We start from the raw sequence: 25,540 nt of genomic DNA on the forward strand, positions 1-25,540 counted from the left end.
GGGTTGGAATCCCCTTCCTTCAGGGAGGGGAGGACGTCAAGATGTGCTTCCTTTCGCGAGGCTCAGGCGGCGTTGCCTTTCCTGCATGCCGATGAGGTCGTCGGGGAGCGAGTCCGGAACCTCGGTGTCGAAGCGCCGCAGCAACCGGAGGGTCGACGCGCCGACGGTCACCGCGGCCATCATCAGCGCGAAGACGACGTAGGTGAGGCCCACGCCCCGGCCCTCGCCGACGCCGATGACCGCGCCGACCGAGCCGGCGAGCGCCCCGTCCGGCCGCAGCATGGGGTTGAACAGGGACGTGGCCAGGGGCGCCAGTACGGCGAACCCGATCGGCAGGGTGGACCACGAGAGGGCCTGGTTGAGCGAGAGCACCCGCCCGTGGAACCGCTGCGGCACCTTGACCTGGACCAGCGTCACGTAGATGCCCTGCGAGATCGACATCGACATCGCCAGGCAGAACACACCGGTCACGACCACGGCCAGGGACGGCCGCAGGCCCATCACCAGGCACCCGGCGGCCATTCCCAGGTTGCCCAGGAACACGCCGACCATCCGGCGCTTGCGCGGGCCGCCCCAGAGCGCCATCACCACGCCGCCGGCCACCGCGCCGAGCGCCTCGGCCACCGCAACCTGCGCGACCTGGTCGACCGTGCCGAAGGAGAGCGTCAGCGGGACGGTCAGCACCAGGGCGGGGCCGAGGAAGATGTTGGCGACGGCGAAGTAGATCACCATGGCCCGGAATCCGCGGAGGTTCCAGGAGAACCGCAGTCCCTCCACGATCGCGGTGACCAGCGGTTCCTTACGGCGGAAGCCGAGCGTGTCGGGGAAGCGGACGACCAGCAGCACCGCGAGGGCGAACACGTAGCTCGCCATGTCGATGGCGAGGATGCCGGGCAGGCCGATCGCGACGTACAGACCGGCGCCCATCAGAGGGGCGAACAGCATCGCGAACCCGTTGGTGAGCTGCGCCAGACCGACCGCGTGCCCCAGATAGCGCTTGGGCACCAGCTGCGGCACCGCGGTCTGGAAGGCCAGCCGCTGGTAGGTGCCCGCCATCGAGTTGATCGGCAGCAGCACGTAGATGATCCACAGGTCCAGCCGCCCAGTGAAGAGCAGCGACGCGATCGCGAGCTGGACCGCCCCCGCGACGCCGCTCGCGACGATCATGACGCGTCGCCGGTCGAACCGGTCGATGAGCGGCCCGGCGATGGGCATCATCGCCACACCGCAGATCAGCGTCAGCGCCCACAGCAGGCCGAGGTCGGCCACCGATCCCGTCCGGTCGAACAACCACACCGGTACGGCGAAGCCGGTCAGCGCCGAACCGGTCGCCGACACGAGCTGCCCGATCGCCACGCTGAGGAACCTGCGGTTGCTCGGCTGCACCGCGGGCGGCCCCGCGGACTCTCCCGGCCCGGCCGGGTAGTGCGTGTCGTGCAGCGCCCACGCCGCGTCCGGCCCCCGCTCGGCGACGCCGTACTCGGCGGTCTCGCGCCGGGCCATCGCCGGGTGGACGCCCGTGACGATCTCGGCCAGTTCCTCCGCCCGATGCTTCAGGAAGAAGTGGCCGGCCTGGTCGAGAACCACCAGCCCGGTCGTGCCGGTCAGGAACTCCCACTCCCGATACCGCTCGGTGTAGTAGTCGGTGACCGGGTCCTCCGAGCCGACGACGGAGATGATCGGAGCGGACATAGGCGCGGGGCGCTGGTCGAGCAGTGTGGTGAAGTACTCCTCGGACGCCCGGGAGTCGGCCCGCATGTTCGCGATGATCCGGTCGGCCTGCTCGGGGTCCAGCTCGTCGGTGTCGACGCCCATGCCCTTGAGCCAGTTGGCGTACTCGCGGTTGCTGCGCAGCTTCTCCAGCCGGGTCCGCAGCGTCCCGACGACGCCCTTGATGCGGGCGAACGGGAACATCGCGCCGATGTAGACCGCGTCCACGTCCCGGCCGTTCTCGGTCAGCTTCCGTGCCGCGCCGACCGCGATGGCGCTGCCGACGCCGCAGTGGCCGTACAGGACCAGGGGGCCTTCGACGCGCTCCCTGATCTCCGCCACGATCCGGTCCACCAGCTCGTGGAAGGGGAGCGCCTCCTCGTTCAGCCCGACGTCGTGGCCGGGGATGGCCACCGAGTACAGCGCGTGCCCGGCGGGGAGCGCGTCGGCGAGCGGCTGGTAGACGATGGCGCTGCCCCCGCCGTAGGGCACGCAGACGTAGGACAGGGTGCGTTTCCCGCCCTTCGGGGTCAGCTCGTAAAGCAGCGGCTGGGGCCCGGCCGCCGCGTCGGCGCCGCCGTCGATGAAGGCGGCCAGCTCACGGATGGTCCGGTTCTGGAACAGGTCCATCACGCCGACCGGACGTCCCGAGCCGTCGGACGCCTTGCGGATCCTGGCCACCACCTGGGTGGCGAGCAGGGAGTGGCCGCCCGAGTCGAAGAAGTCGTCGTGGACGCCGAGCCGCTCCACGCCGAGCACGTCGATCCAGATCTCGGCCAGCATCCGTTCCGTGGCGGTCTCCGGCTCGACCAGCTCGGCGGTGGCGTCCCGCGTGGCCTGGGGACCCGGCAGGGCCGCGCGGTCCAGCTTGCCGTTGGGCGACAGCGGCAGCGTGTCCATGGTGACGAACGCCGTCGGCACCATGTAGTCGGGCAGGCCCTGTTTCAGCGCGGCCCGCAGCTCGGCGACGTCGACGTCCACCCCGCCGTGGGTCGTCAGGTAGGCGACCAGCCGCTTGTCGCCGGGGGTGTCCTCGCGGACGATCACCACCGCCTCCGCGACCTCGTCGCGGTCGCGCAGCGCCGTCTCGATCTCGCCCAGCTCGATGCGCAGGCCGCGCAGCTTCACCTGGTGGTCGATGCGGCCGAGGAATTCCAGGTTCCCGTCCGCGCGCCAGCGCGCCAGGTCGCCGGTGCGGTACAGCCTGGCACCCAGGTCGGCGCCGAACGGGTCGGGGACGAACCGTTCGGCGGTGAGCGCCGGACGGCGGTGGTAGCCCCTGGCCACCCCGACCCCGCCGATGTGCAGCTCGCCCGGCACGCCGATCGGGGCGGGATTCCCGCGCTCGTCGAGGACGTACAGCCGGATGTTCGCGATCGGGGCCCCGATCGGCAGGGTGACCGCGTCGGCGATCGCCTCGGGAGCGCAGTGCCAGGAGGTGACGTCGATCGCCGCCTCGGTGGGGCCGTACAGGTTGTGCAGCTCGCAGTGCAGGAGCACCGTCGTGAAGGTGGCCGCCGTGGCCACCGGAAGCTCCTCGCCGCTGCAGATCACCCGGCGCAGCGCCGTGCAGCCCGCCGCCGACTTCTCGTCGTCGGCGAGGAACACCGCGAGCATCGACGGGACGAAGTGCGCGGTGGTCACGCTCTCGCTGATCAGCAGCTCGCGCAGGTACGCCGCGTCCTTGTGGCCGCCCGGCCGGGCGAGCACCAGCCGCGCTCCGGTGAGCAGCGGCCAGAAGAACTCCCACACCGACACGTCGAAACCGGCGGGCGTCTTCTGCAGTACGACGTCGTCGCCGCCCAGCGGGTAGGCGCGCTGCATCCACAGCAGGCGGTTCACGATGCCGCGGTGGGTGTTGGGCACGCCCTTGGGGCGGCCGGTGGATCCCGACGTGTAGATGACGTACGCGGCGTTGCCTGAGGTGACCGGGGGCCGCGGGTCGTCCGCGGGCCGGTCCGCCCACTCGCCGGGATCGTCCAGGTTCAGGATGACCGCGTCGGTGGCCGGGACGGTCGCCTTCAGGTGCTCCTGGGTCAGCACCACGGGAGCCCGAGCATCGTCGATCATGAACGCCAGCCGGTCGGCCGGGTACTCCGGATCGAGCGGCAGGTAGGCGGCTCCCGCCTTGAGCACGCCCAGCAGCGCCACCACCAGTTCGGCCGAGCGTTCGGCGAAGACGCCGACCAGGGTCTCGGGGCCCGCTCCCAGGTCGCGCAACCGGTGCGCCACCCGGTTCGCCCGCTCGTTCAGCTCGGCGTACGTCAGGTGGCGGCCCTCGAAGGTCACCGCGACGGCGCCGGGGGTGCGGGCGACCTGCTCCTCGATCAGGCCGTGCAGCGTCGCCGCCTCGTCCAGCTCGGCGCCGGTGTCGTTCCACACGTCCACCAGCAGCGTCTGCTCGGCGGCGTCCAGCATCGGCAGCTCGGACACCCGCCTGGACGGGTCGGTCGTGACGGACCGCAGGAGGGTGACGAAGCGGGTCGCCATCCTCGCCACGGTCGCCTCGTCGAACAGTGCCGTGTTGTAGACGAACTTGACGATCAGCCGGTCCCGCACCTCGATGACGTGCAGTTCGATGTCGAAACGGGTGGCCCGCAGGTCCATCGGCAGCCAGGTGATGCCGAGGTCCGAGCCGCCCGCCTCCGCGATCCGGCCCATCTGGTAGTTCTGCAGCGCGAACATCGCCTGGAACACCGGCGACCGGCTGACGTCGCGGGGCACGCCGAGCGCGTTGACGAGCTGCTCGAACGGGACCTCCGCGTGGTCGAAGGCGTCGAGAACGCCGACCCGGGTGCGTTCGAGCAGCTCGTCGAAGGTCGGGTCGTCACCGAGCCGCGCGCGCATCGGCAGCATGTTGACGAACATGCCGACCACGTTCTCCAGCTCAGCCAGCGACCGGCCGGCCGACGAGGAACCGACCGCGAAGTCGCCCTGGCCGGAGTGCCTCGACAGCAGCACCTGGTAGGCGGCGAGCAGCGTCATGAACAGCGTCGTTCCGCGCTCCCTGGAGAGCCGGTTGACAGCCCCGGCGAGCTCGGCGTCGACATCGACGATGTGCCAGTCGCCCTCGAAGACCTGGGTGGCCGGTCGCGGCCGGTCGGCGGGCAGCTCCAGGGCCGGCACGCCGGCGAGCCGGTCGCTCCAGAAACCCAGCTGGCGCTCCAGCTCGGGACCGGTCTGTGTCTGCCGCTGCCAGTGCGCGAAGTCTCCGTACGAGACGGGCAGGCCGGGGAGCGTGACCCCGGTGCCGGCGCGCCCGGCGTGATAGGCGGCGGCCAGGTCGCGCAGCAGCAGGTCCACCGACCATCCGTCACCGACGATGTGGTGGGTGGTGACCAGCAGCCGGTGATCGTCGTCGGCCAGCCTGATCAGCAGGGCGCGGAGCAGCGGCCCCTCGGTCAGGTCGAACGGCTCCGCGGCCGCCTCGTCGATCAGCGCCTGGGCGGCGGCCTCGTCGTCCGCCGTCACGACGCGCAGCGGCACCGCGACGGAGGGCTCGACGTGGACGGTGGGCCGCCCGTCGGAATCGGCGGGGAAGCGCATCCGCAGCGCCTCGTGCCTGGCGGGAAGGGTCTGCAGGGCCCGGTCGAGCAGGTCGAGGTCGATCTCCCCGGTGAGGCGCATCGGGATCGGGATGTTGTACTGGCTCGTGCCCGGCGCGAACTGCTCCATGAACCAGACCCGCTCCTGCTGGTAGGACAGGGGCGGGGCGGAGCCCTCTGGGCGGGGCCGCACCGTGGTGGTGGCTGTGTCCGGTCCGGCCGCGCGCCGCCGGAGCCGCTGTTCCAGCAGCGCCCGCCGGGCCGCGGACAGCGATGCCTGTTGCGGGTTCTGGGACGGCGTCTGGGGCGGCGTCTGGGGTGGTGTCTGGGGTGGTGTCTGGGGTGGTGTCTGGGGTGGCGTCGTCATGATCGGCCGTCGCCTTCTGATGTGAGCAGCCGCTCGACATCCTCATCACTGAGCTGGTCGAGGTCCTCGGTGAGCCGTCGTTCGATCTCGGCCGCGAGGTCCGCGACGGTGGTGTACGAGAACAGACCGCGGACCGGGATGTCGATCTCGATCTGGCCGCGGATCCTCGCGATGGCCCGGATCGCCAGCAGGGAGTTGCCGCCGAGCTCGAAGAAGTCGTCGGTGGCACCGACCTTCTCCACGCCCAGGAGACCGGCGAAGACCTCCGCCACCAGCTCCTCGGCGGCCGTGCGCGGCTCGACGTACTCGCCGTCCGCGACCGCGACCGGCGCGGGAAGCGCGGCGTGGTCGAGCTTGCCGTTGGCGGTCAGCGGGAGGGCGTCGAGGACGACGTATCCCGACGGGACCATGTGGGCGGGCAGGGTCGCGGCGAGCGCGTCGTTCACCGCCGCGACGTCCACGCCGAGGCCCGTGCCGCCGTCCGTGTCGCCGCCCGTGTCGTTTGTGCCGCCTGTGCCGCCACCTGTGCCGTCGCTCGCGTCGCCGACCAGGTAGGCGACGAGACGCCTGCCGTCGGAGGTGTCCTCGCGTACGGTGACAGCCGCGTCCCGGACGCCCGGCTGGGCGCGCAGAGCCGTCTCGATCTCGCCGGGCTCGATGCGGTAGCCGTGCAGTTTGATCTGTTCGTCGGCGCGGCCGACGAACTCCAGGCTCCCGTCGGCACGGCGGCGGGCCAGGTCACCGGTGCGGTACATCCGCAGGCCGGGGGCCCCGAAGGGGCAGGGTACGTACGCGGCGGCGGTGGCTCCCGGCCGGTTCAGATAGCCGCGGGTCACCTGGGGGCCCGCGATGTACAGCTCGCCGACGACACCGGTGGGCACCGGCCGCAGTCCGCCGTCCAGCACGTAGGCGGCGTTTCCGGGGGCCGGGCGGCCGATCGTGACCGAGCCCGCCTGGTCGACGGGCAACGCCTCACCCGGTGCCACGCGCGCCGCGACGCAGCCGACGGTGGCCTCGGTGGGACCGTACTCGTTGACGACCGTGACGCCGGGGTGCCGCTCCCGCCAGGCGGTGACCCCGTCCGCGGGCAGCGCCTCGCCTCCCAGCACCAGGTCGCCACCCGGGGCCACGTGGTCCGGCAGCGCGGCCAGCAGCGCGAGATGGCTGGGCGTGACCTTGAGGAACGTCGCCAGGCCGCGGGGGGCCCCGCCGAGCGTGCCGCCGGTCGTCTCCCCAGCCGTCCTCCCAGCGTTCTCGCCGGTCGTCGTCCCGATGGTCGTCCCGATGGTCGTCCCGGTGGTCGTCCCGGTGGAGATGGCGGCAGGGGAGTCGGTCTGGGTATCGGCCGGGGAGTACGTCCGGGTGGTGGTCGGGGTGTCGGTCTCGGTGTCGTCGAGGGCGGCGAGCCGCACGGCGCCCCCCACCGTCAGCGGTCCGAACAGGCCGGTCACGGTCAGGTCGAAGGCGATAGGGGAGTGCAGCAGCGCCTCCCCGGCGAGTCCGGGATAGGCGGTGCCGGCCCACGCGAGGTAGGCGGCCACCGAGCCGTGCTCGACCACGACGCCCTTCGGGGTGCCGGTAGAACCCGAGGTGTAGATGACGTACGCGACGTTCCCCGGCGCGGCCGGACGTGGCGAGCCGCCGCCGGGGCCGCCTGTCCCATCGCCGACCCGCTCAGCGGGCCGTCCGGCCTGCCACCCGGCGGGCTCGTCGATGGCGAGCACGGCCGGTCGGGAGGCCAGGCCAGCGGCTGAGGGAGCAGCCGGGGAAGCGGCTGAGGGGGCGGACGGGGGAGTGGCCAGTGTGCCCTCCACGGCAGCCGGGGGAGTGGCTGAGGGGGTGGCCGGGGGAGTGGCCAGGGCGCCTTCCACGGCGGCCAGCAGGTGGCGCCGGGTGAGCACCACCGTGGCGGCGGAGTCGCCGAGCAGGTACGCCACCCGGTCGGCCGGATAGGCCGGATCCACCGGAACGTAACCCGCCCCGGCCTTCCACACACCCAGTAGGGCGGGCAGCAGCTCCAGGCAGGGGTCCGCGCACACCGCCACCAGCGACTCGGGGCCGGCTCCCGACCGGCGCAACCGGTCCGCCACGCCTTCGGCGGCCTCGTCCAGTTCCGTGTAGGTCAGCCGCCGGTCGCCGACGATCACCGCGGTCGCGTCCGGAGTGCGCGCGACCTGCTCCTCCACCATGCGGAGCGCCGTCTGGCCGCGCTGCTCGCGCGGCTCACCGGTGCTCGCCTCCACCAGCGCCGCGTGCTCGGCGTCGTCCATGAGCCGCAGGTCGCCGATCCCGGTCTCGGGGGCGGCCACACCGGCGGACAGGACGCGCAGGTAGCGGGCGACGAACGTCTCCGCCGTGCCCCGGTCGAACAGGTCGGTGCGGTACAGCAACCGGCTGGTGCCCGTGGTCAGGTCGAACGCGAGATCGTCCTTCGAGGTCGTGTACGGGGTCGGCTCGATGCCGGAGTCGGGGATGTAGTTGAAGCCGATCTGGTACAGCGGCTGCGCTCCCGGATCACGCTGCGGCGCGACCGCCTCCACGACCGCCTGGAACGGAATCTGACCGTTCTCCATGGCGTCGAGCATCGTGGCGCGGACCCGCCCGAGCAGTTCGGCGAAGGTGGGGTCACCCGAGGCGTCCACCCGTACCACCAGCTGGTTGACGAACATGCCGATCAGGCCGGTGACCTCCGGGAGTTCGCGCCCGCTCATGGTCACCCCGATCACGGTGTCGTCCTCGCGGGACAGCCGCGACAGCAGGGCGACGTACGCCGTGAGGAACACCATGAACGGCGTCGCGCCCGAACCGCGCCCCAGCGCGGTGGCCCGTGCCTGGAGCTCTTCCGGGATCGTGAAGCGGACCTCGTCTCCGGCGTAGCCGAGCCGGGCGGGCCGGGGCCGGTCGGTGGGAAGGGAGTGTACGGCGGGCAGTCCCGCCAGCCGCTCCCGCCAGTAGTCCGTCTGCGCCGCCAGCGCGTCGTCGGCGAGCCGGCCACGCTGCCAGGCCGCGTAGTCGGCGTACTGGATCGGCAGGTCGGGCAGCCCCGGCCGCTCGGCGGACCCGGCCTGTTCGGTGGCCCCGAACGGCTCGGTGGCCCCGGCCTGTCCGGCCGCCGCGGCGGCGCACAGTTCGGAGATCTCCCTTTCGAGGATGACGGCCGAGGTGGCGTCGAACACGGCATGGTGGACCACGAAGCTGACCACCCAGCGCGCGTCCCCGGTCCGGATCACCGTGGCCCGCCACATCGGGGCGCGATCGGTGGAGATCGCCTCCCCGGCGACCGACCGGATGTGGTCGAGCGTACGAGCCCGGTGATCCTCGGCCGGGAGCGACCGCAGGTCGAGCACCCGTACGCCGGGGTCGATCTCCGCGTGCACGATCTGGCGGAGGGAGCCGTCCACGATCCGCAGGGACGTGCGGAGCACCTCGTGCCGATCGGCGACGGCCTTGAGCACCGCGATGATCTGATCGGCCTCGAGCGCGTACGGGATCTCGAACGCGCACGGCAGGTTGAAGACCGGCGAGCCCGGATCCATCTGATCGGCCAGCCAGATCCGTTCCTGGCCGAAGGAGGAGGGCGCCTCCCATTCCTTGTCGATCACCCCGGTCACCCGCCCTGGCGCAGGCTGAGCGGCCGCATGTCGGTCCACACCGTCTCGATGTGGTCCAGGCACTCCTGCTTGGCGCCGCTGAATCCGGCGTCGTGCCACCCCGCGGGAAGGGTACGTCCGCTGGGCCAGATCGAGTACTGCTCCTCGTCGTTGCGCACAACCAGGAAGTGGTCGTCGGTCATATTTCCTGCCTCGTTCGTCGAATCTCTTCGGGTGTGAAGACCTCGGGCGTCGGCCGTGGAGAGGAGGTCAACGACGGTCCAGCCTGGGGATGGTGGTGACGGCCGGGCTCGGCTCGGCCGCGTCGGTCGCATTGGGGGCATCGGTCGCATCGGGGGCATCGGCGACGTCGGTGGCGTTGGTGGCGCTGGCCGCGTCGGTCGCGTCGGCCGCTTCCGGGCGCGGCGCGTCGGCCACGTCGGCGGAGGCGCGCAGCCGTTCGACGACGACCGCGAGCTCCGCCACGGTCGGGGATTCGAACAGGCTGCGCATCGGCAGCTTCACCCCGACGGCCTTGCGCAGTGAGGCGATGAGCTGCACCGCGATCAGGGAGTTGCCGCCGAGCGCGAAGAAGTCGTCGTCGATCCCGACCTGCGGCACGCCGAGGCCGTCGCTCCACACCTGGGCGATGGTCGCCTCAAGTTCGTTGCGGGGCACGGCGTGGTCGTCGGATGCTCCCGACGCCCCGGGGCGATCGTCGGCGCCGGCGTCTCCGGCGTCTCCGGCGTCTCCGGCGATGGTGTCGGTGGTCCGGGACCTGGTCCGTTCCGCGAGTTCGGCCACGGGCAGCGGGTTGATCACGACCTGTGCGCCGAGGCCCGCGGCCATGACCCGGCGGAACGCCTCCGCGCCGTCCACCGGAGCGATCCCGTCCGAGCCCGCCGTGCCGTCCACCGTGCCGCCCGTCACGTCGGAGGACGCGCCCGCCGAAGCGGGGACAGGTGTCGCGGTCGCGGATCCGGCCGCCGGTTCGCTGCCGTCACCCGCCAGGTTGCCCGTGACGGCGGCGCGGTCCACCCGTCGCAGCACGAAGTCGGCGATCTGCACCAGCACCCGGCCGTCCTCGTCGAAGAGCGTCAGATCGGCCGAGACCACGTCGTCGCCACCGTCGGCGTACCGCAGGTGGCTCCAGAACCGCGCGGGCAGCGACCCGCGCACCCGCACCTGGCCGTAGGAGAGCGGCAGGTAGCTGCCCTCCCCGCGCCCCTCGCCGAACGCGGTGGCCACGTCGAGCAGCGCCGGATGCAGCACCCAGCGCGCGAGGTCGGCCATGGCGGCCTCGGGCGCGACGATCCTGGCGAGTTCCTCGCCCTCGCCCACGTGGTGTTCGTCCAGCGCGTCCCAGCGGGGACCGAAGGTGAGCATGCTGGTGCGACCGGTCCCGCGTACGACGGCGCTCTGCCGGCAACGGGCCACGATCGGCCCGGCCTCCACCCCGGCGGCCGGCTCGGGCCGTACCCATGCGGCCGATCCGCGTACGTGCGCGGCGGAGCGGCCCGCCGTACGGCTCGTCACCTGGAACTCGACGCCCTCCGGCGTGCCGGCGAGCTCCACGCGGTACTGCGCGGTCGCCCCGTCGGGAACGGAGAAGGGCTCCAGGAACGCCACGTCCCTGAGCTCCACGACGTGGTCCGCGTCCGGAGCGGGCACGCAGGCGGCCACGGCGGCCCGGACCGACTCCAGGTGACCGGTGCCGGGGACCACCGCGACGTCGCCGATGCGGTGCTCGTCGAGGATCCAGTGGGTGGAGGCGGACACCAGCCCGTGACACTCGGCCTGCCCGTCCTGGCCGGTCACCCGCGTGGAGAGGACCGGGTGGTCCACCGCTTCCGCCACCCCGCCGCGTGCGGCGCGGAACCCGTCGGGCGCGGACACCTCGACGGCCATGCCGACCTCGGTCCAGCCGCCCCAGTTCTGCGACACGACCGGCGCGTTCCAGCCGTGTGCACTGCGGGCGTAGGCGTCGAGGAAGTTGTTGGCCGCGCAGTAGTCGACCTGCCCGAAGCCGCCGACCACCGAGGTCACCGAGGAGCAGAGCGCCACCCAGTCGAGCGGGAGGTCGCCGAAGGCCTTCGCGAGGGCGAGGGTTCCGGCGACCTTGGGGGCCAGCACGGCGGTGGCCGCGGCCCGGTCCTTCACCTCGGCCATCCCGCCCCCGGGAAGGCCGGCCGCGTGCACGATCCCGTCCAGCCCGCCGAACTCGGCGTCGATCCGCTTGCGCACCGCGCTCAGCTCGGCCGGATCGGTGACGTCGGCGGCCAGCACCAGCACCTGGGCGCCGGCCTGCTCCATCCGCCGGATAGCGAGGATGGCCCGGCCCGTCCTGTCCGCGCCGCCGTGCACCGCGAGGTGGGCGTCCCACTCCTCACGCGGCGGCAGGCCACCGCGGCTGAGCAGCGCCAGCCGGGCGCCGGCCCGCCGCGCGAAGTCTTCGGCGAGCGTGATGCCGATTCCGCCGACTCCACCGGTGATCAGGTACCGGCCGCCGTCGCGGACCACCGGCGACTGGGGGGCCTCCTCGCCCAGGGACACCTGGGCGTAGTCGGTCACCCAGCGGCGGCCGCCGCGCAGCGTCACCTCCGGCTCGTCGGCGGGGCGCAGCAGCTCGGCGACGAGTTCCGCCGTCCGCGTGGGACCCGTCTCCGGGTCGGCGTCCACGTGCCGTACGGTCAGGCCGGGAAGTTCCAGCGGCACCACCCTGACGATGCCGGCGAGGGTGGCGTGCTCGGGGCGGAGCAGGTCGCCCCGCGCGTCCGAGGTTCCCGACGAGACCACGTCGAGGTGCACGCCGTCGGCCGCTCCCGCGTCGGCGAGGGCCTGGACCAGGTTCAGCACGCTGAAGAAGCCGCGCTCCTGCGCGTCCCAGGTGGCGGTGATCTCACCGTCGGCGGGCGGCCCGTCCAGGGCCAGGGCGTGCACGATCCTGGCGGGGACGCCCTCGCCGAGCAGCGCCGCGTAGTCGCCGTGGCCGCCCACCCGCACGGCGGCGCCCCGGGCGCGCAGCCCGGCGACGAGTTCGTCTCCGCGCGGCCCGTCGGCCAGCACCAGGCAGTCGCCGAGGTCGGTCCGGCGGGTGTCCGGGGCGAGCTGCCGCCAGGTCGGCACCGCGAACCAGTCGGCCAGCGGCAGCGGCCCACGCCGCCGGACGGGCGCGGAGGCCGCCTGGTCGGCCGGGTCGGCGTCGATCCAGTAGCGCCTGCGCTCGAACGGGTAGGCGGGCAGCGGCACCCGGCGCGCCACAGTGCCCGGCCCCGACCCCGTACCTGTGCCCGGTCCCGTGCCGAACCCCGCGCTCAGCGGCACTCCGGCGGCCCACAGCGTGCCCGCCGCCTCGTAGACGGTGACGGTGTCCCCTGCGCGTTCCCCCGGCCCGGGAAGGCTGGGCAGCGGCGCGGGCGCCCCCTTGGGAAGCTGCATCCTGGCCAGCCCGGCGAGCTGTCGTCCGGGCCCGCACTCGATCAGCAGCGGCGGCGTCTCTCCGTACGCGGCGAGCAGCCCGGCGACGCACGCGCCGAACCTGACCGGCCGCCGCAGGTGGTCGGCCCAGTACGCCGGATCGGTCGCCTGCTCGGCGGTGATGGGCTCGCCGGTGACGTTGGACCAGAACGGCAGGCTCGGGGCCTGCCGCGGCACCGAGGCGACCAGCGCGGTGAACTCCGCGAGGATCGGCTCCATCATCGCCGAGTGGAAGGCGTGCGACGTGCGCAGCGCCTTGCAGCCCACCTTCTGGTCCTTCAGGGTCGCGGCGAACGCCTCGATCGCCTCCGTGGGACCCGCGACCACGCAGGTGCCGGGGCCGTTGACGGTCGCCACCGACACGCCCTCGGGCAGCAGCCCGGCCAGCGCCGACTCGCCCCGCTGTACGGCGAGCATCGCGCCCGGCGGCATCGACTGCATCAGCGCGCCGCGGGCCGCGACCAGCCGCACCGCGTCGGGCAGCCGGAATACCCCGGCGACGGTCGCCGCCGCGTACTCGCCGATGGAGTGGCCGATCATCGCGGCCGGTCGTACGCCCCAGCTCTGCCACAGCCGGGCCAGCGCGTACTCCACGGTGAACAGCGCGGGCTGGGTGTAGCGCGTCTGCCGGAGCGTCTCGTCGGCGTCAGCGCCGTCCGTGCTGTCAGCGCCGTCCGTGCCGTCAGCGCCGTCCGTGCCGTCCGTGCTGTCCGTGCCGTCCGCCGCGGCGAAGAGGAGGTCGCGCAGGTCGAGGCCGAGGTGCTCGGTGAGCAGGCCCGCGCACTCGTCGACGGCGACGGCGAACACCGGTTCCGTCCGGTACAGCTCGGCGCCCATGCCGGCGTACTGCGCGCCCTGCCCGGAGAACAGGAAGGCGATCGGCGGGGCGGCCGCGGGCTCCCGCTTGCGCAGGCGCTTGCGGTCGCGCAGCGCGGCGACCGCGTCCGCGCGGTCGGCGGCCACCACCGCGGCCCGGTGGGGGTACTCCAGCCGGCCCGTCCGCAGCGTGTGGGCCACATCGGCGAGATCGAGGTCTTCGTGGGCGGCGAGATGGTCGGCGAGCCGGTCCACCGCGGTGTCCAACGCGGTGGCGGTCTTCGCGGACACCTGCAGCAGGTGCGCGGGCCGTGCGGAAGGGGTGCCGGAACCGGGCGCCGCCTCGACGGGTGGCGCCTCCTCCAGGACCACGTGCGCGTTCGTTCCTCCGATGCCGAAGGAGCTCACGCCGGCACGTCGGGGACCGCCGTCGGTCTGCCACTTGCCCAGCGTGGACGCCACGTAGAACGGGGTGTCGTCGAAGTCGATCGCCGGGTTGGGGCGCTCGTAGTTGATGGTCGGCGGGATCAGCCCGTGCTCCAGCGCCAGCACCGCCTTGATCACGCTGATGATGCCCGCGGCCTGGCTGAGGTGGCCGATGTTGGACTTCACCGAGCCGATGGCGCACCAGCCGCGGTCCGGCGTGTCCTGCGTGTACACCGAGGACAGGGCGGCGACCTCGATCGGGTCGCCCATCGCGGTGCCGGTGCCGTGCGCCTCGACGTAGCCGATCGTGCGCGGGTCGATGGCGGCCAGCCCGACGGCCTGCGCGATCACGGACGCCTGCCCGTCGACGCTGGGCGCGGAGAAACCGACCTTCGCCGCGCCGTCGTTGTTGATCGCGTTGCCCCGGACCACGGCGCGGATGTGGTCGCCGTCGGCGATGGCGTCCTCAAGCCGCTTGAGGACGGCGACTCCGACGCCGCTGCCCCAGACGGTGCCGTTCGCGCCGGCGTCGAACGGACGGCAGTGACCGTCGGGTGAGGTGAACCCCTCCACCCCGATGTATCCGGCGGCGGGCGGGTGTTCGACGTTCACTCCACCCGCCAGGGCCATGTCGCACTCGCCGCCGCGCAGCGCCTCGCAGGCCATGTGGAACGCGACCAGCGACGTGGAGCAGGCGGTGTGGAGGGTCAGGCTGGGCCCGCGCAGGTTCAGCCGGTACGACACGGTGGTGGCCACGTAGTTCGGTGAGTTGGCGGTGGCGAGCCCGATGCCGTGGCGGGTGTCCCACACCCGCTTGTTGCGGGCCAGGTTCTCCCACAGGTACTGGTTGCCCCCGGTGCCCGCGTAGACGCCGATGGCGCCGTCGTAGCGCGTCGGATCGGTTCCGGCGTCGTTCAGTGCCGCGTAGCACGACTCCAGGAACAGCCGGTGCTGCGGGTTGAGGATCTCCGCCTCGCGCGTGGTCATGCCGAAGAGGGCGGCGTCGAACTGGTCGTACCCCTCGACGTACGGTGCCTTGGACACCCAGCTCGGGTCGTCGACGTCCTCCGCGGGCACACCCCTGGCCAGCTGCTCCTCACGGGTGAAGGAGCTGATGGACTCCACACCGTCGACCAGGTTGCGCCAGAACTCCTTGAGGTCGGCCGCGCCCGGCACGCGGGCGGCCATCCCCACGATGGCGATCGGTTCGACGCCCTCGTCGGTGACGTCACTCATGGTCGTTCTCCTGTCCGATGGTGCCGTGGGCGCGTCGTGGGCGCCGGGTACGGTTCCGCCGCGCCTCGGCCCGGGAGGCCGCGCGGGCGAGTTCGGGGTTACCGGCCTCAGGTCGGCCGGTGGGGCCGTCCGCCCGGGTGTCCAGGTGGGCGGCGAGGGTGCGGATGTTCGGATAGCGGAACAGGTCCACCATCCGAAGTTCGCGGTCGAGCCGGACGCACAGGCGGGCGTGCACGGCGGCGAGCGCCAGGGAGTGGCCGCCGATGTCGAAGAAGTTGTCGTCGGGGCCGAGGTTGTCCCGCTCCAGGACCTCGCGCCAGATCGCGGCGATCAGCTCCTCGGTGGCGGACGTTCCGGCGCCCGGGACGGGGCGCGGCGCGGCCGCCGGTTCCGCGACCCGCATGGCGCCGGGCGCGGCGGCCGGGAACAGCGGGGCCGGCAGGGCGACCGCGCCTACGGCGGAGGCCGGGTCGGCGGCCAGCGCGCCGACCACGGTCACGTAGTCGGCGAGCATCGCGTCGATCCTCGCGGCGTCGAACAGGTCGGGGTTGTAGACGACCTCGACCGTGAACCCGCCGTCCCGTTCCACCACGTACACGGTCAGGTCGAACGGTGAACCCGGCTTGTCGACCTCGATCGTCTCGCCGCGCAGCCCGGCGAGATCCAGCCGCGGCTCGGTCAGGTTCAGCACGTTGAACATGACCTGCACCAGCGGGGCGCGGGAGGGATCCCTGGGGATGCCGAGCTCCTCGACCACGCGTTCCAGGGGCGCGGCCGGATGCGCGGCGACGTCCATCAGCTCGCGGGTGCACCGCCGTACGAGGGTGGCGAAGTCGGCGTGCTCGTCTGATCGCAGCCGCAGGGGCACCATGTCGATGAAGAACCCGACCAGGTCGTCGAAGGCGGCGACCCTCCGGTCGGCGACCACCGCGCCGATCACGTGGTCGGCGCTGCCGGTGAGCCGGTGGAGCAGCCGGCCGAGCCCGGCCAGCAGCACGCCCGCGGGGGTCGCGCCGAGGTCGGCGGCCAGCGCGCGGACGGCGGCGCCCGTCTCGGGCGGCAGTTCCACGCGGGCCTCGGCGCCACGGTAGGTCTGCTCGGCCGGGCGGGGCCGGTCGCGGGGCAGGTCGAGCACGGTGGGCGCCCCACGCAGGTGGTCGGCCCACCAGGCCAGGTCCGCCTCGCCGGCGCGGAGGTCACGCTCGGCGCGCCAGACCGCGTAATCGGCGTACGACGCGCGCGGCGGCGGGAGGTCCGCCGCCCGGCCCGTGACGGCGGCCGCGTAGGCGGCGGCGAGATCGGTGTAGAGCACGTCCCTGGACCAGCCGTCGAACACCGCGTGGTGCAGGGTCAGCGCCAGCACGTGTTCGCTCGGCCCCAGCACGTACAGCCACGCCCGCCAGGGGGAGCCGCCCGCCAGGTCGAACGGCGCGGCCGCGCCGGCCGCCAGCCGGGTGCGGAGCTGTGTTTCCCGCTGCGCCTCGCCGTATCCGCTCAGGTCCACCACGGTCAGGTCCACGTCGGACGGCGGCTCGCAGACGGCATACGGCACGCCGGCCGTCTGCCGGATCCGCCAGCGCAGGACGTCGTGCCGTTCGGCGACGGCCCGCAGCGCCGTACGCAGGGCCGCCGGGTCCAGGCGGCCGCGCAGCCTCTGGGCGAGCGCGATGTTGTACGGCGCGGCCTCGGGCGCGAGCTGGTCCATGAACCACAGCCGGCGCTGGGGCGGGGCCAGCGTCGGCGGATGGCCGAGGGTGAGCTCCGGCCCCGGCCGCCGGGCGGCCTTGTCGAACCGTTCGGCGATCTCCGCCAGGGTGCGGCCGGCGAACACGTCGTCCACCGTCACGTCCAGTCCCAGCTCGTCGCGGGCGGCGGCGACGAGCCGCATCGCGGTGATCGAGTCGCCCCCGCTCGCGAAGAAGTCGGCGCCGATGCCGAGGCGCCGCCAGATCGCCGCGAGTGCCCGTTCTGTGGTGGTCCTTCCTTCCGGTGCGCCGTCGGCGGGACGGCCGGCGGCGGCCAGCTCGCGCAGCCTGGCTCCGTCCACCTTGCCGGAGACGTTGAGCGGCAGTTGGGGCAGGCGCAGCACCCGTCCGGGCAGCATCGCCGCGGTCAGCCGCGAGGCGGCGTATCCCACGTCGTCCGGCGCGTCCTCGGGGGTGAGGAAGGCGACCAGTTCCAGGCCGCCGCCGGGCCGGGGCACCGCCTCGACCGCCGCCTGCGTCACGCGCGGATGCTCCCGCAGGACGGCCGCGATCTCGCCGATCTCGACCCGCTGGCCGCGGATCTTGACCTGTCCGTCGCGGCGGCCCAGGAAGACGAGCCGGCCGTCCGGGGTGTACCGGACCAGGTCTCCGGTCCGGTAGAGCCGGGCGCCCGGCTCGCCGGAGAACGGGTCGGGCACGAACACATCGGCGGTCGTCGCGGGCCCGCCGAGGTAGCCGCGAGCCACGCCGGGGCCGCCGACCAGCAGCTCGCCCTCGGCTCCCGGCTCGACCGGGCGGAGCCGCTCGTCGACGACATGGCAGCGGTAGCCGGGCAGTGGATGTCCGATGGGCACCGGCGTGCCCTGCGGCGCGGTCAGCTCGGCCGTGGTGACCGCCACCGTGGTCTCGGTGGGCCCGTAGGCGTGGATGAACCGGCGGCCCGGCGTCGCCCACCGGTTGACCAGCTCGGCCGGCACCGATTCCGCGCCGGACATCACCGTCCGCCAGCCGGGCAGCGTGTCCGGGTCGAGCAGGGAGAGCACGGCCGGGGTGAGGAACCCCCAGGTGACCCGGTGCTCGGCGACGAAACGCTGCAGTCTGGCCGGGTCGGCGCGGTCGGCGTCACCGGCCAGCAGCACCGTCCCGCCCACGGCCAGCGGTACGAGCTGGTCGAGGACGGCGACGTCGAACCCGAGGGACGCGGCGGCCAGCGCGCGGGTGGTCTCGTCGGCTCCACTGATCGCGGCCCATCCGGTCACGAACGTCATCACGTTGCGGTGAGTGACGGCCACGCCCTTGGGACGGCCGGTGGACCCGGAGGTGTACAGCACGTAGGCGAGGTTGTCCGGTGCGGCCGGGCAGGCGGGCACGGCGGCCAGGTCAGACATCTCCGCCAGGTCGGCCAGGTCGGCCCCATCGGACGGCTGGGCCGGATCGGACCGATCGGACCGATCGGACGGCTCGGACGGCTCGGGTACGGCGACGCACCGCACGGCCGTCTCACCCGCCGCCTCGCCGACCGCCTGGGCTCCGGCCGGGTCGCACACCACGATGCCCAGACCGGCGTCGGCGGCCATGTCGCGCAGCCGCAGTCGCGGGCCGTCCGGATCCAGCGGCACGTAACAGCCGCCGGACAGCAGCACGCCGAGGACCGCGACCAGCATCGAGGGCCGCCGCTTCAGGCAGATCCCGACCCTGGTCTCCGGGCCGACGCCGAGAGCGCCGAGCCGGGCGGAGAGCGACGCGGCGCGGCGGGCCAGCTCGCCGTACGTGATCTTCTCGTCCCACTGGGCGACCGCGACCGCGTCCGGTACGGCGCGAGCCCGCGCCATGATCAGGTCGGCGACGGTGAGGTGGGCGCCGATCTCCTCGACGCGGGGCGGACGGCCGTTCATCGCCCGCCGTCCACGGTGACGGGGTCGGTGATCTGGAGGCGGAGCTCGCTGAAGTAGCGGTTGCCGTCGTGGTCGGGGACCCAGGCCTGGTCGGGGGTGGGGAGGGCTTCGCTGATGGTGAGGGCGACGTCGGGTCCGGCGGCGCGGAGCATCGCGCACAGGACACCGGCGTAGTGGGGACTGGTGAGATCGAAGTAGCAGGGTTTCACTTCGGTGCCGATCTTGATGAAGACCTGGTCGGGGAGGCCGAGGCGGTGGCGCCAGGCGCGGGCGGCGAGGTAGCGTCCGCGTTCGCCCTTGACGCCGGCGAGTCCGGTTTCGGCGGCGGTGGTACGCCAGATCTCGCGGGCGACGACGAGCCGGTCGATGGTGATCCGGGGGACGTGGGCGCCCGGCATGGTGATCTTGAAGGCGTCGACGGCGAGGGTGCTGAGCATCTCGGAGAACATCTCGATCAGCGGCCATCGGTGCCCGTCGGGCGCGGTGGCGACCAGCGTTCCCTCCTCCTCGGTGACGGTGACGGAGGTGGCGGGCAGCAGCAGGTCGGGGTCCGCGCCGGCCGCCGCGGTGAAGCCCAGCATCCGGTCGGTGGTGCCGGTCAGCGACGCCATGAGCCGTCCGGTGTGCCGGGGCCAGGTGCCGGGACGGAGCAACCGGATCCGGTGCGGCCCGAGGTCGAGGGTCAGCTCGTCCCGGAGCCGGTCGACCGAGGGATGCCAGGCGGTGAAGACGTCGCAGTCGAACGTCGCCCACGCCGCGTGCATCTCGCCGAGGACCACCTGATAGTCGCCGCGGTTGACCGCGTCGGCGTCCGTGGCGCAGATCTGCAGGTCGGGGCTGTGCAGCCGGCCCGCGGACCAGCCGGGCCGTTCGGCGGGGAAGAGCCGGGCCAGCGGTTCGGCCAGGTCGGCGGCGGCGAACCGGACGCGGGCGTCGTCCCGCTCCAGGCGGGCGTCCTTCTCCGGCCCGGATCCCGGCCCGGATCCCGGCTCAGATCCCGGCTCAGATCCCGGCTCAGATCCCGGCTCGGATTCGGTCCGGGATCCCTGCCCGGGGCCCGGCGCGGACTCAGGCCAGGACTCAGGCCCGGACTCAGGCCCGGACACAGGTTGGGACTCCAGCCCGAACAGGCTCTCCCAGCGCCGTGCGAACTCCTCGGCGACGGCGTCCGCCGGACGCCGCCCGGCGCCCCAGAACAGGCCGGGGGACAGGGACAACAGGTCGTCCAGGCGTACCGGGGCGTCGGATTCCTCCCGCAGGTCGTCGTACAGCTCACGCAACGCCGTCGCATACGCGTCGGCCAGCGCGGCCGTCAGCCAGCGGGCGGTGGTGAGGAGGACGGCGAGGGGTGGCGCGAGGTCGTTCAGGAGTGTGGTGCCGACGGTGACGTCGAGGTCGCGGGTGGTGTCCTCGTAGCAGAGGGTGCGGCCGGCGTACATCTGGCCGTCGCGTCGGCGGGGTGGGGCGCCCGTCAGCGCGGTGAATTCTTCGTCCAGCGTGGCGAGGGCGGCCCTGAGGGTGTCGGGGTCGCTGGCCGCGGCGGCGACCGTGTCGCGGGCGGCGCACAGGCGATCGAGTCCGGCCATGGCGCTCTCGCGTAGGTCGGGGGCGTCGATGGTGGTGATGCGGTGGCGGAGGGCGTGTTCGGCGGTGCGGCCGAGGGGGAGGGCGGCGTCCCAGGTGATGAGGTCGCGTTCGGTGAGTCGTTCGAGGAGGAGGTAGCCGTCCTCGGGGCGGTCGAGCTCGGCGACGACCTCTGTGGCGGGGGTGCGTCCGTCGCATCGGGCGAGTACGGCGGCTTCGACCGGCGACAGGGGAAGGGGCGGCTGCATGGGGCGCAGCACCGTCCGACCCTCCAGCGTGAGGTGAGGGAGGAGCGCGGGCGGCCAGTGGCGGCGGATCCGGGGGTCGGTGGCGAGGTGGTCGGCGTAGGCGGTCAGGGCCCAGCTTTCGAAGAAGACCCGTCGTTCACGCAGGAGCCGGGGGCCGGGGCGGACGTCGAGTGCCTCAGGGGAGTCCTGGACGCTGATCCAGCAGACGGGTCCGAAGAAGCCGATGGTCTCGTTCTTGGCGCAGTACCGCTGCCAGTAGCGGGCCACCGCCCGTTCCCTGTCCCGGCGGCGCCTGTTGCGAGCGGCCGCGGGACCACCGGCGACCAGGCTGTTCAGCGTGACGAGCACGCCGGGGTTCTGCCAGGTGATGGCTTCGCGGAAGAGCGGGTCGGCGGCGATCTCGCAGATCTTCGCCGCTCCGGCGGCGATCGCCTCGTCCAGGGCCTTGTCGAGGGTCTCGGCGTCGCCGTGCCCGGCGAGCAGGTCGTCGGCGGCGGCCGCGGCCGAGGGGGCGTGGAAGGCGTCCAGCCCGACGGCGGGGAAGCCGGTGGTGCGCAGCAGCGCGTCCGGCCACACCGTCCAGCCGGTGTCTCCGAGGGCCGGGTTCTTCACCGGTCACCGGCCAGCGTCGTGAGGTCCGCCGACAGGAGGGCGATCAGGTCCGCCTGGCGGTCCTGGAGGAAGAAATGACCGCCCTCGACGTGGTGCAGGACGAATCCCGCGCTGGTGTGCCGCTCCCACCCGGCCATCTGCTCCATCGAGACGGCCCGGTCGAGCGTGCCGGAGACGGCCCTGATCGGCACCGGCAGCGGCGCCTCCGGCTCGTACACGTAGTCGTCCAGCCAGGTGAAGTCCGCACGCAACGTCGGCAGCAGCAGTTCGAGAAGCTCGGGTTCGCCGGCGACCGCCTCCGGCACCCCGCCCCCGGCGACGACCCGGGCCAGCAGCTCGTCGTCGGGCACGCGGGAGAGCCCGTCGAACGTCGCGGACCCGGTCAGGTGCGGCGCGCGGGCGGCGCCCACGTACAGCCGGACCGGCAGGGACGCGCCGCCCCGGCGCAGGGCCCGGATCAGCTCGAACGCGAGCCGCGCGCCCAGCGAATGCCCGTACAGCGCGTACGGGCGGCCGTCCGACGTCGTGGCGTCGGTGACCGCGGCGGCCAGTTCGGCCAGGTCGATCTCGGCGGGCTCGACGATCCGGTTCTCCCGTCCGGGGAGCTGGACGCCCAGCACCTCCACGTCGGGAGCGAGCGCGGCGGGCCACGGGTGGAACACACCCGCGCCCGCACCGGCGTACGGCAGGCAGAAGAGCCGGAGCGCCGCCTGCGGCAACGGCCGCGGGCAGCGGAACCAGCGGGCCGTAAGAGTGGACATCAGTTGCCTCCCGGCGGGTCGATCCAGTAGCGCTGTCGCTGGAAGGGATAGGTCGGCAGGGGCACCCGCCGCCCCGGGACGCATGCGCCGGATGGCGGCGCCTCCGGCGCGGCGGCCTGGGACATCAGCAGGTCGGGGTCGAGCGCCGCGACCGCCTCGGCGAGGTCACCGCACTCCACGACGACCCGGTGTGCGAAGGCTCGGCGTCCGAGCGTCAGCGTGTGCGCCACGTCCGCCGGTGACAGGTGGGGGTTGGCGGCGAGGTGGTCGCGCAGCCGGACGATCGCCGCGCGCAGGGCCTCGGGAGTGCGCGCGGAGACGGGGAACGTGTACCGCCTTGCGGAGGCGGATGTCGCTCCCGGCGACCCCGGTCCCGCCGGCCCCGGCGCGTCCGCTGCGTCCGGCTCCGCTGCGTCCGGCTCCGGCGGCGCCTGCCCCGGCGCCTCGGCCACCAGGACGTGGGCGCCGGTGCCGCCGATGCCGATCGCGCTGACCCCGGCCACGCGGCGGCCGTCGGGCCAGTGCGTCGTCTTGGACGGGAGGTAGAACGGCCCGCGCTCCAGTTCGAGCTGTGGGTGGGGCGTGCCGAGGTGCAGGTTGCCGGGGATCTGCCCGTGCCACACCGACAGGACCGCCTTGATGAATCCCGCGATTCCGGAGGCGGCGTCCGTGTGGCCGATGTTGGTCTTGACCGCGCCCAGCGCGCAGTGGCCGGTGCCGCGTGCACCGGCCGCCCGGAAGGCGCGGGTCAGCGCCTCCACCTCGATCGCGTCTCCCAGCGGGGTGCCGCTGCCGTGCGCCTCCACCATGCCGATCTCGTCGGGGGAGATCCCCGCGTCGCCGAGCGCCTCGGTCACCGCGGCGACCTGCCCGGTCAGGCCGGGTACGGCGAAGCCGGCCCGCGCGGCGCCGTCGTTGCCGACCGCCCAGCCGGGGATCACGGCGTACACGTGGTCGCCGTCGGCCATGGCGTCGGCGAGCCGCTTCAGCGCCACCACGCCGCTTCCGCTGGAGAAGCCGGAGCCGGCGGCCTCGGCGTCGAAGGCGCGGCAGCGGCCGTCAGGGGACACCATCCCGCCGGGGGTGTGCCGGTGGCGAGGCCAGGTGACGGTGACGCCGCCCGCGAGCGCGAGGTCGCAGCGGTGGTCGGCGAGACTCTGGGCGGCGAGGCACACCGCGACCAGCGAGCTGGAGCAGGCGGTCTGCACCGCGATCGCCGGACCGGTCAGGCCGAGCCGGTAGGCCACCTGCCCCGGCAGGTGGTCGGAACGCTGGTGCGGCAGGAGCCGCCCCTCCCAGTCGTCGGGGTCGTCCGGCGTACCGGCGGCGGGGTTGCCGAACAGGTGGAACAGGAAGTACCTGTTGGCCGACGTCGAGGCGAACACGCCGATCTGGCCGTCGAACCGCTCCGGGTCGCACCCCGCGTCCTCCAGGCACTCCCAGGCCGTCTCCAGGAACAGCCGGTGCTGCGGATCGGTGCGGGCGGCCTCGTCGGAGGCGAACCCGAAGAACTCCGCGTCGAAGTCCGCCACCCCGTCCAGCTTCCCGCCGGCCCGTACGTGCGCGGGGTCGGCGAGCAACGTCGCGCCGACGCCCAGTTCGCGCAGCTCGGATTCCGAGTAGTCCCAGATGGCGTCCACGCCGTCGGACAACACGGACCAGAACGCGGCGGGGTCCGGCGCGCCGGGGAACCGGCAGGCCAGGCCCACCACCGCGACATGCCCATCGAGATCGTCGAGATCGTCGAAGTCCTCGCGCTCGTCGACGTCGTCGGCCTGGCCGGTGACGGCCGGCCGAGCGGACGACGTGACGGCGGGTCCGCTCGGCGTGGTCGGCGTGGTCGGCGTGCTCAGGGCCCTGGCCTGGGCCCGCACCGTGGTGTGCTCGAACAGCGCCGTCATCGGCACCGCCGTCCCGAACGTGTCGGCCAGCCGCCGCTGGAGCCGTCCAAGGAGCAGGGAGTGACCGCCGGCGTCGAAGAAGGGCTCGGTCACGCCGATCTGGTCCACCCCGAGCACGTCGCACCAGACGTCGTGCACGGCCGCCTCGACGGGCGTGGCCGGCCGCTCACCCGCGCGTACGGGGGAGGGAGCGGACAGGGCCCTGACGTCCACCTTGCCGGTCGGGGTGAGCGGCAGCGCGTCGAGCACCACGATCGCCGCGGGCACCAGATGGTCCGGCAGGTTCTCGGCCGCGCTCCGTCGCAGCGCGGCCGGATCGAGTACGGCGCCGGGGGAGGGCTGGACATGCGCGACGAGCCGGTCGCCCGCGAGCGAGACCACGGCCTTGGCCACCCCCGGCCGTCCCACCAGGTGCGCCTCCACCTCGGCCGGCTCGACGCGGAAACCGCGCACCTTGATCTGCCGGTCCAGCCTGCCCAGGCAGACCAGCGTGCCGTCGGGGAGCCGGCGTCCGAGGTCTCCGGTGCGGTAGACCCGCCTGCCCTCGTCGTCGACGGTGAAGCGTTCGGCGGTGCGTTCCGGGTCCCGCCAGTACCCGAGCGCCAGATAGGGCCCGCGGATGGCGATCTCACCCTCGTCGGCGGTCGCGCCGGTGCCGCCGTCCAGCAGCACCACCTCGTAGCCGGGCAGCGCGTGGCCGATCGGCATCAGGGGACCGGCTTCCGGCGCGGCGTCCGGCAGGTCGAAGGAGGTTCGATGGTGCGCCGCGAAGGTGGCCTCGGTGGCGCCGTAACCGTTTACAAAGAGGCACGCGTCGGCGAAACGCCCACGGCCCGCGACCACATCGGACCTGGTCACCCGCTCACCGCCGAGCAGAACGGTACGGACTGACGGCAACCGGCCGTCCGGCCCCAGGGCGTCGAGCACGTACCGGTAGAGCGTCGGGGTGGAGTGGTAGACGGTCACCCCGAGGTCGGTCAGGCGGCGTACCAGCTCGCCCGGCCCGAGCGCGCGGACGTTGATCGGCACCACGGCCGCACCCGTCAGCAGCGCGGGGTAGATGTCCGGGATGGAGGCGTCGAAGCTGACCGAGGAGAGCAGGCTGAGCCGGTCCTCCGCCGTGATCGACAGACTGTCGATCTGGTTGCCGACGCAGTGCAGCAGGTTGCGGTGGCTCTGGGCCACGCCTTTGGGCACGCCGGTGGATCCGGAGGTGTACCGCAGGTAGGCGGGGCCGTCCGGGTCGATCGCTCCGGAGACCACCGGCGCCGCCGGGGGCGCGTCTTCGATGAAGACGACCGGGCACGGCCGGTCGTCGAGGAGGGTCCGGGCGAGCGCCTCGTGCTCGCGGGTGGAGACCAGCACGGTGACGTCGGCGTCGTCGATCATGTAGGCCAGGCGCGGCCCCGGATACGCCGGGTCGAGCGGCACGTAGACGCAGCCGGAGAGCAGAGTTCCCATGATCGCCGCGATGACGCCGGCGCCATGGCCGATCAGCAGGCCGACACGCGTTCCTGGGCGGGCTCCCGCCGTGGTGACGAGGCGCTGGACCCCGCCGGCGGCGGCGGCCAGGTCCGCATAGGTGACCGAGGATCCGGCCGAATGTACCGCGACGCGGCCAGGGTTCTTTCTGACGACATTCAAGAACTGATCGACTACGGTGTGT

General features: G+C 73.4%; 8 protein-coding genes. All 8 read right to left on the reverse strand.

Annotated elements, in window-relative coordinates; all coding sequences use genetic code 11:
* Positions 1-36 precede the first annotated feature (36 nt).
* The 8 genes from AB0I59_RS30170 to AB0I59_RS30205 all read right to left on the reverse strand — a co-directional run bounded on the left by AB0I59_RS30170 (position 37) and on the right by AB0I59_RS30205 (position 25,518).
* Positions 37-5,622 (reverse strand): non-ribosomal peptide synthetase, encoded by a 5,586-nt coding sequence (locus tag AB0I59_RS30170; protein WP_358138292.1) that lies wholly within the window; start codon positions 5,620-5,622, stop codon positions 37-39.
* Positions 5,619-9,224 (reverse strand): non-ribosomal peptide synthetase, encoded by a 3,606-nt coding sequence (locus tag AB0I59_RS30175; RefSeq protein ID WP_358138294.1) that lies wholly within the window; start codon positions 9,222-9,224, stop codon positions 5,619-5,621. Before AB0I59_RS30175 ends, AB0I59_RS30170 begins: the two co-directional genes overlap by 4 nt.
* Before the next feature lie 5 nt (positions 9,225-9,229).
* Positions 9,230-9,415, reverse strand: a complete 186-nt coding sequence (locus AB0I59_RS30180; protein ID WP_061260679.1) for an MbtH family protein — start codon at positions 9,413-9,415, stop codon at positions 9,230-9,232.
* Positions 9,416-9,482: 67 nt separating this feature from the next.
* Positions 9,483-15,167: a type I polyketide synthase gene (locus AB0I59_RS30185; RefSeq protein WP_358138296.1), complete on the reverse strand. Its 5,685-nt coding sequence runs from the start codon at positions 15,165-15,167 to the stop codon at positions 9,483-9,485.
* Positions 15,160-18,768 (reverse strand): non-ribosomal peptide synthetase, encoded by a 3,609-nt coding sequence (locus AB0I59_RS30190; protein WP_358138298.1) that lies wholly within the window; start codon positions 18,766-18,768, stop codon positions 15,160-15,162. The genes AB0I59_RS30185 and AB0I59_RS30190 overlap by 8 nt, the downstream gene beginning before the upstream one ends.
* Positions 18,765-21,212 (reverse strand): lantibiotic dehydratase, encoded by a 2,448-nt coding sequence (locus tag AB0I59_RS30195; protein WP_358138300.1) that lies wholly within the window; start codon positions 21,210-21,212, stop codon positions 18,765-18,767. The genes AB0I59_RS30190 and AB0I59_RS30195 overlap by 4 nt, the downstream gene beginning before the upstream one ends.
* Positions 21,209-21,973 carry a thioesterase II family protein gene (locus tag AB0I59_RS30200; RefSeq protein ID WP_358138302.1) on the reverse strand — a complete coding sequence of 255 codons (765 nt, stop codon included), beginning with the start codon at positions 21,971-21,973 and terminating at the stop codon, positions 21,209-21,211. Before AB0I59_RS30200 ends, AB0I59_RS30195 begins: the two co-directional genes overlap by 4 nt.
* Complete coding sequence (locus AB0I59_RS30205) at positions 21,973-25,518, reverse strand: amino acid adenylation domain-containing protein (RefSeq protein WP_358138304.1); 3,546 nt, start codon at positions 25,516-25,518, stop codon at positions 21,973-21,975. The genes AB0I59_RS30200 and AB0I59_RS30205 overlap by 1 nt, the downstream gene beginning before the upstream one ends.
* Between the last annotated feature and the right edge of the window lie 22 nt (positions 25,519-25,540).

The sequence above is a fragment of the Microtetraspora glauca genome, from assembly GCF_040656155.1.
GTDB classification, from domain to species: Bacteria; Actinomycetota; Actinomycetes; order Streptosporangiales; family Streptosporangiaceae; genus Microtetraspora; species Microtetraspora glauca.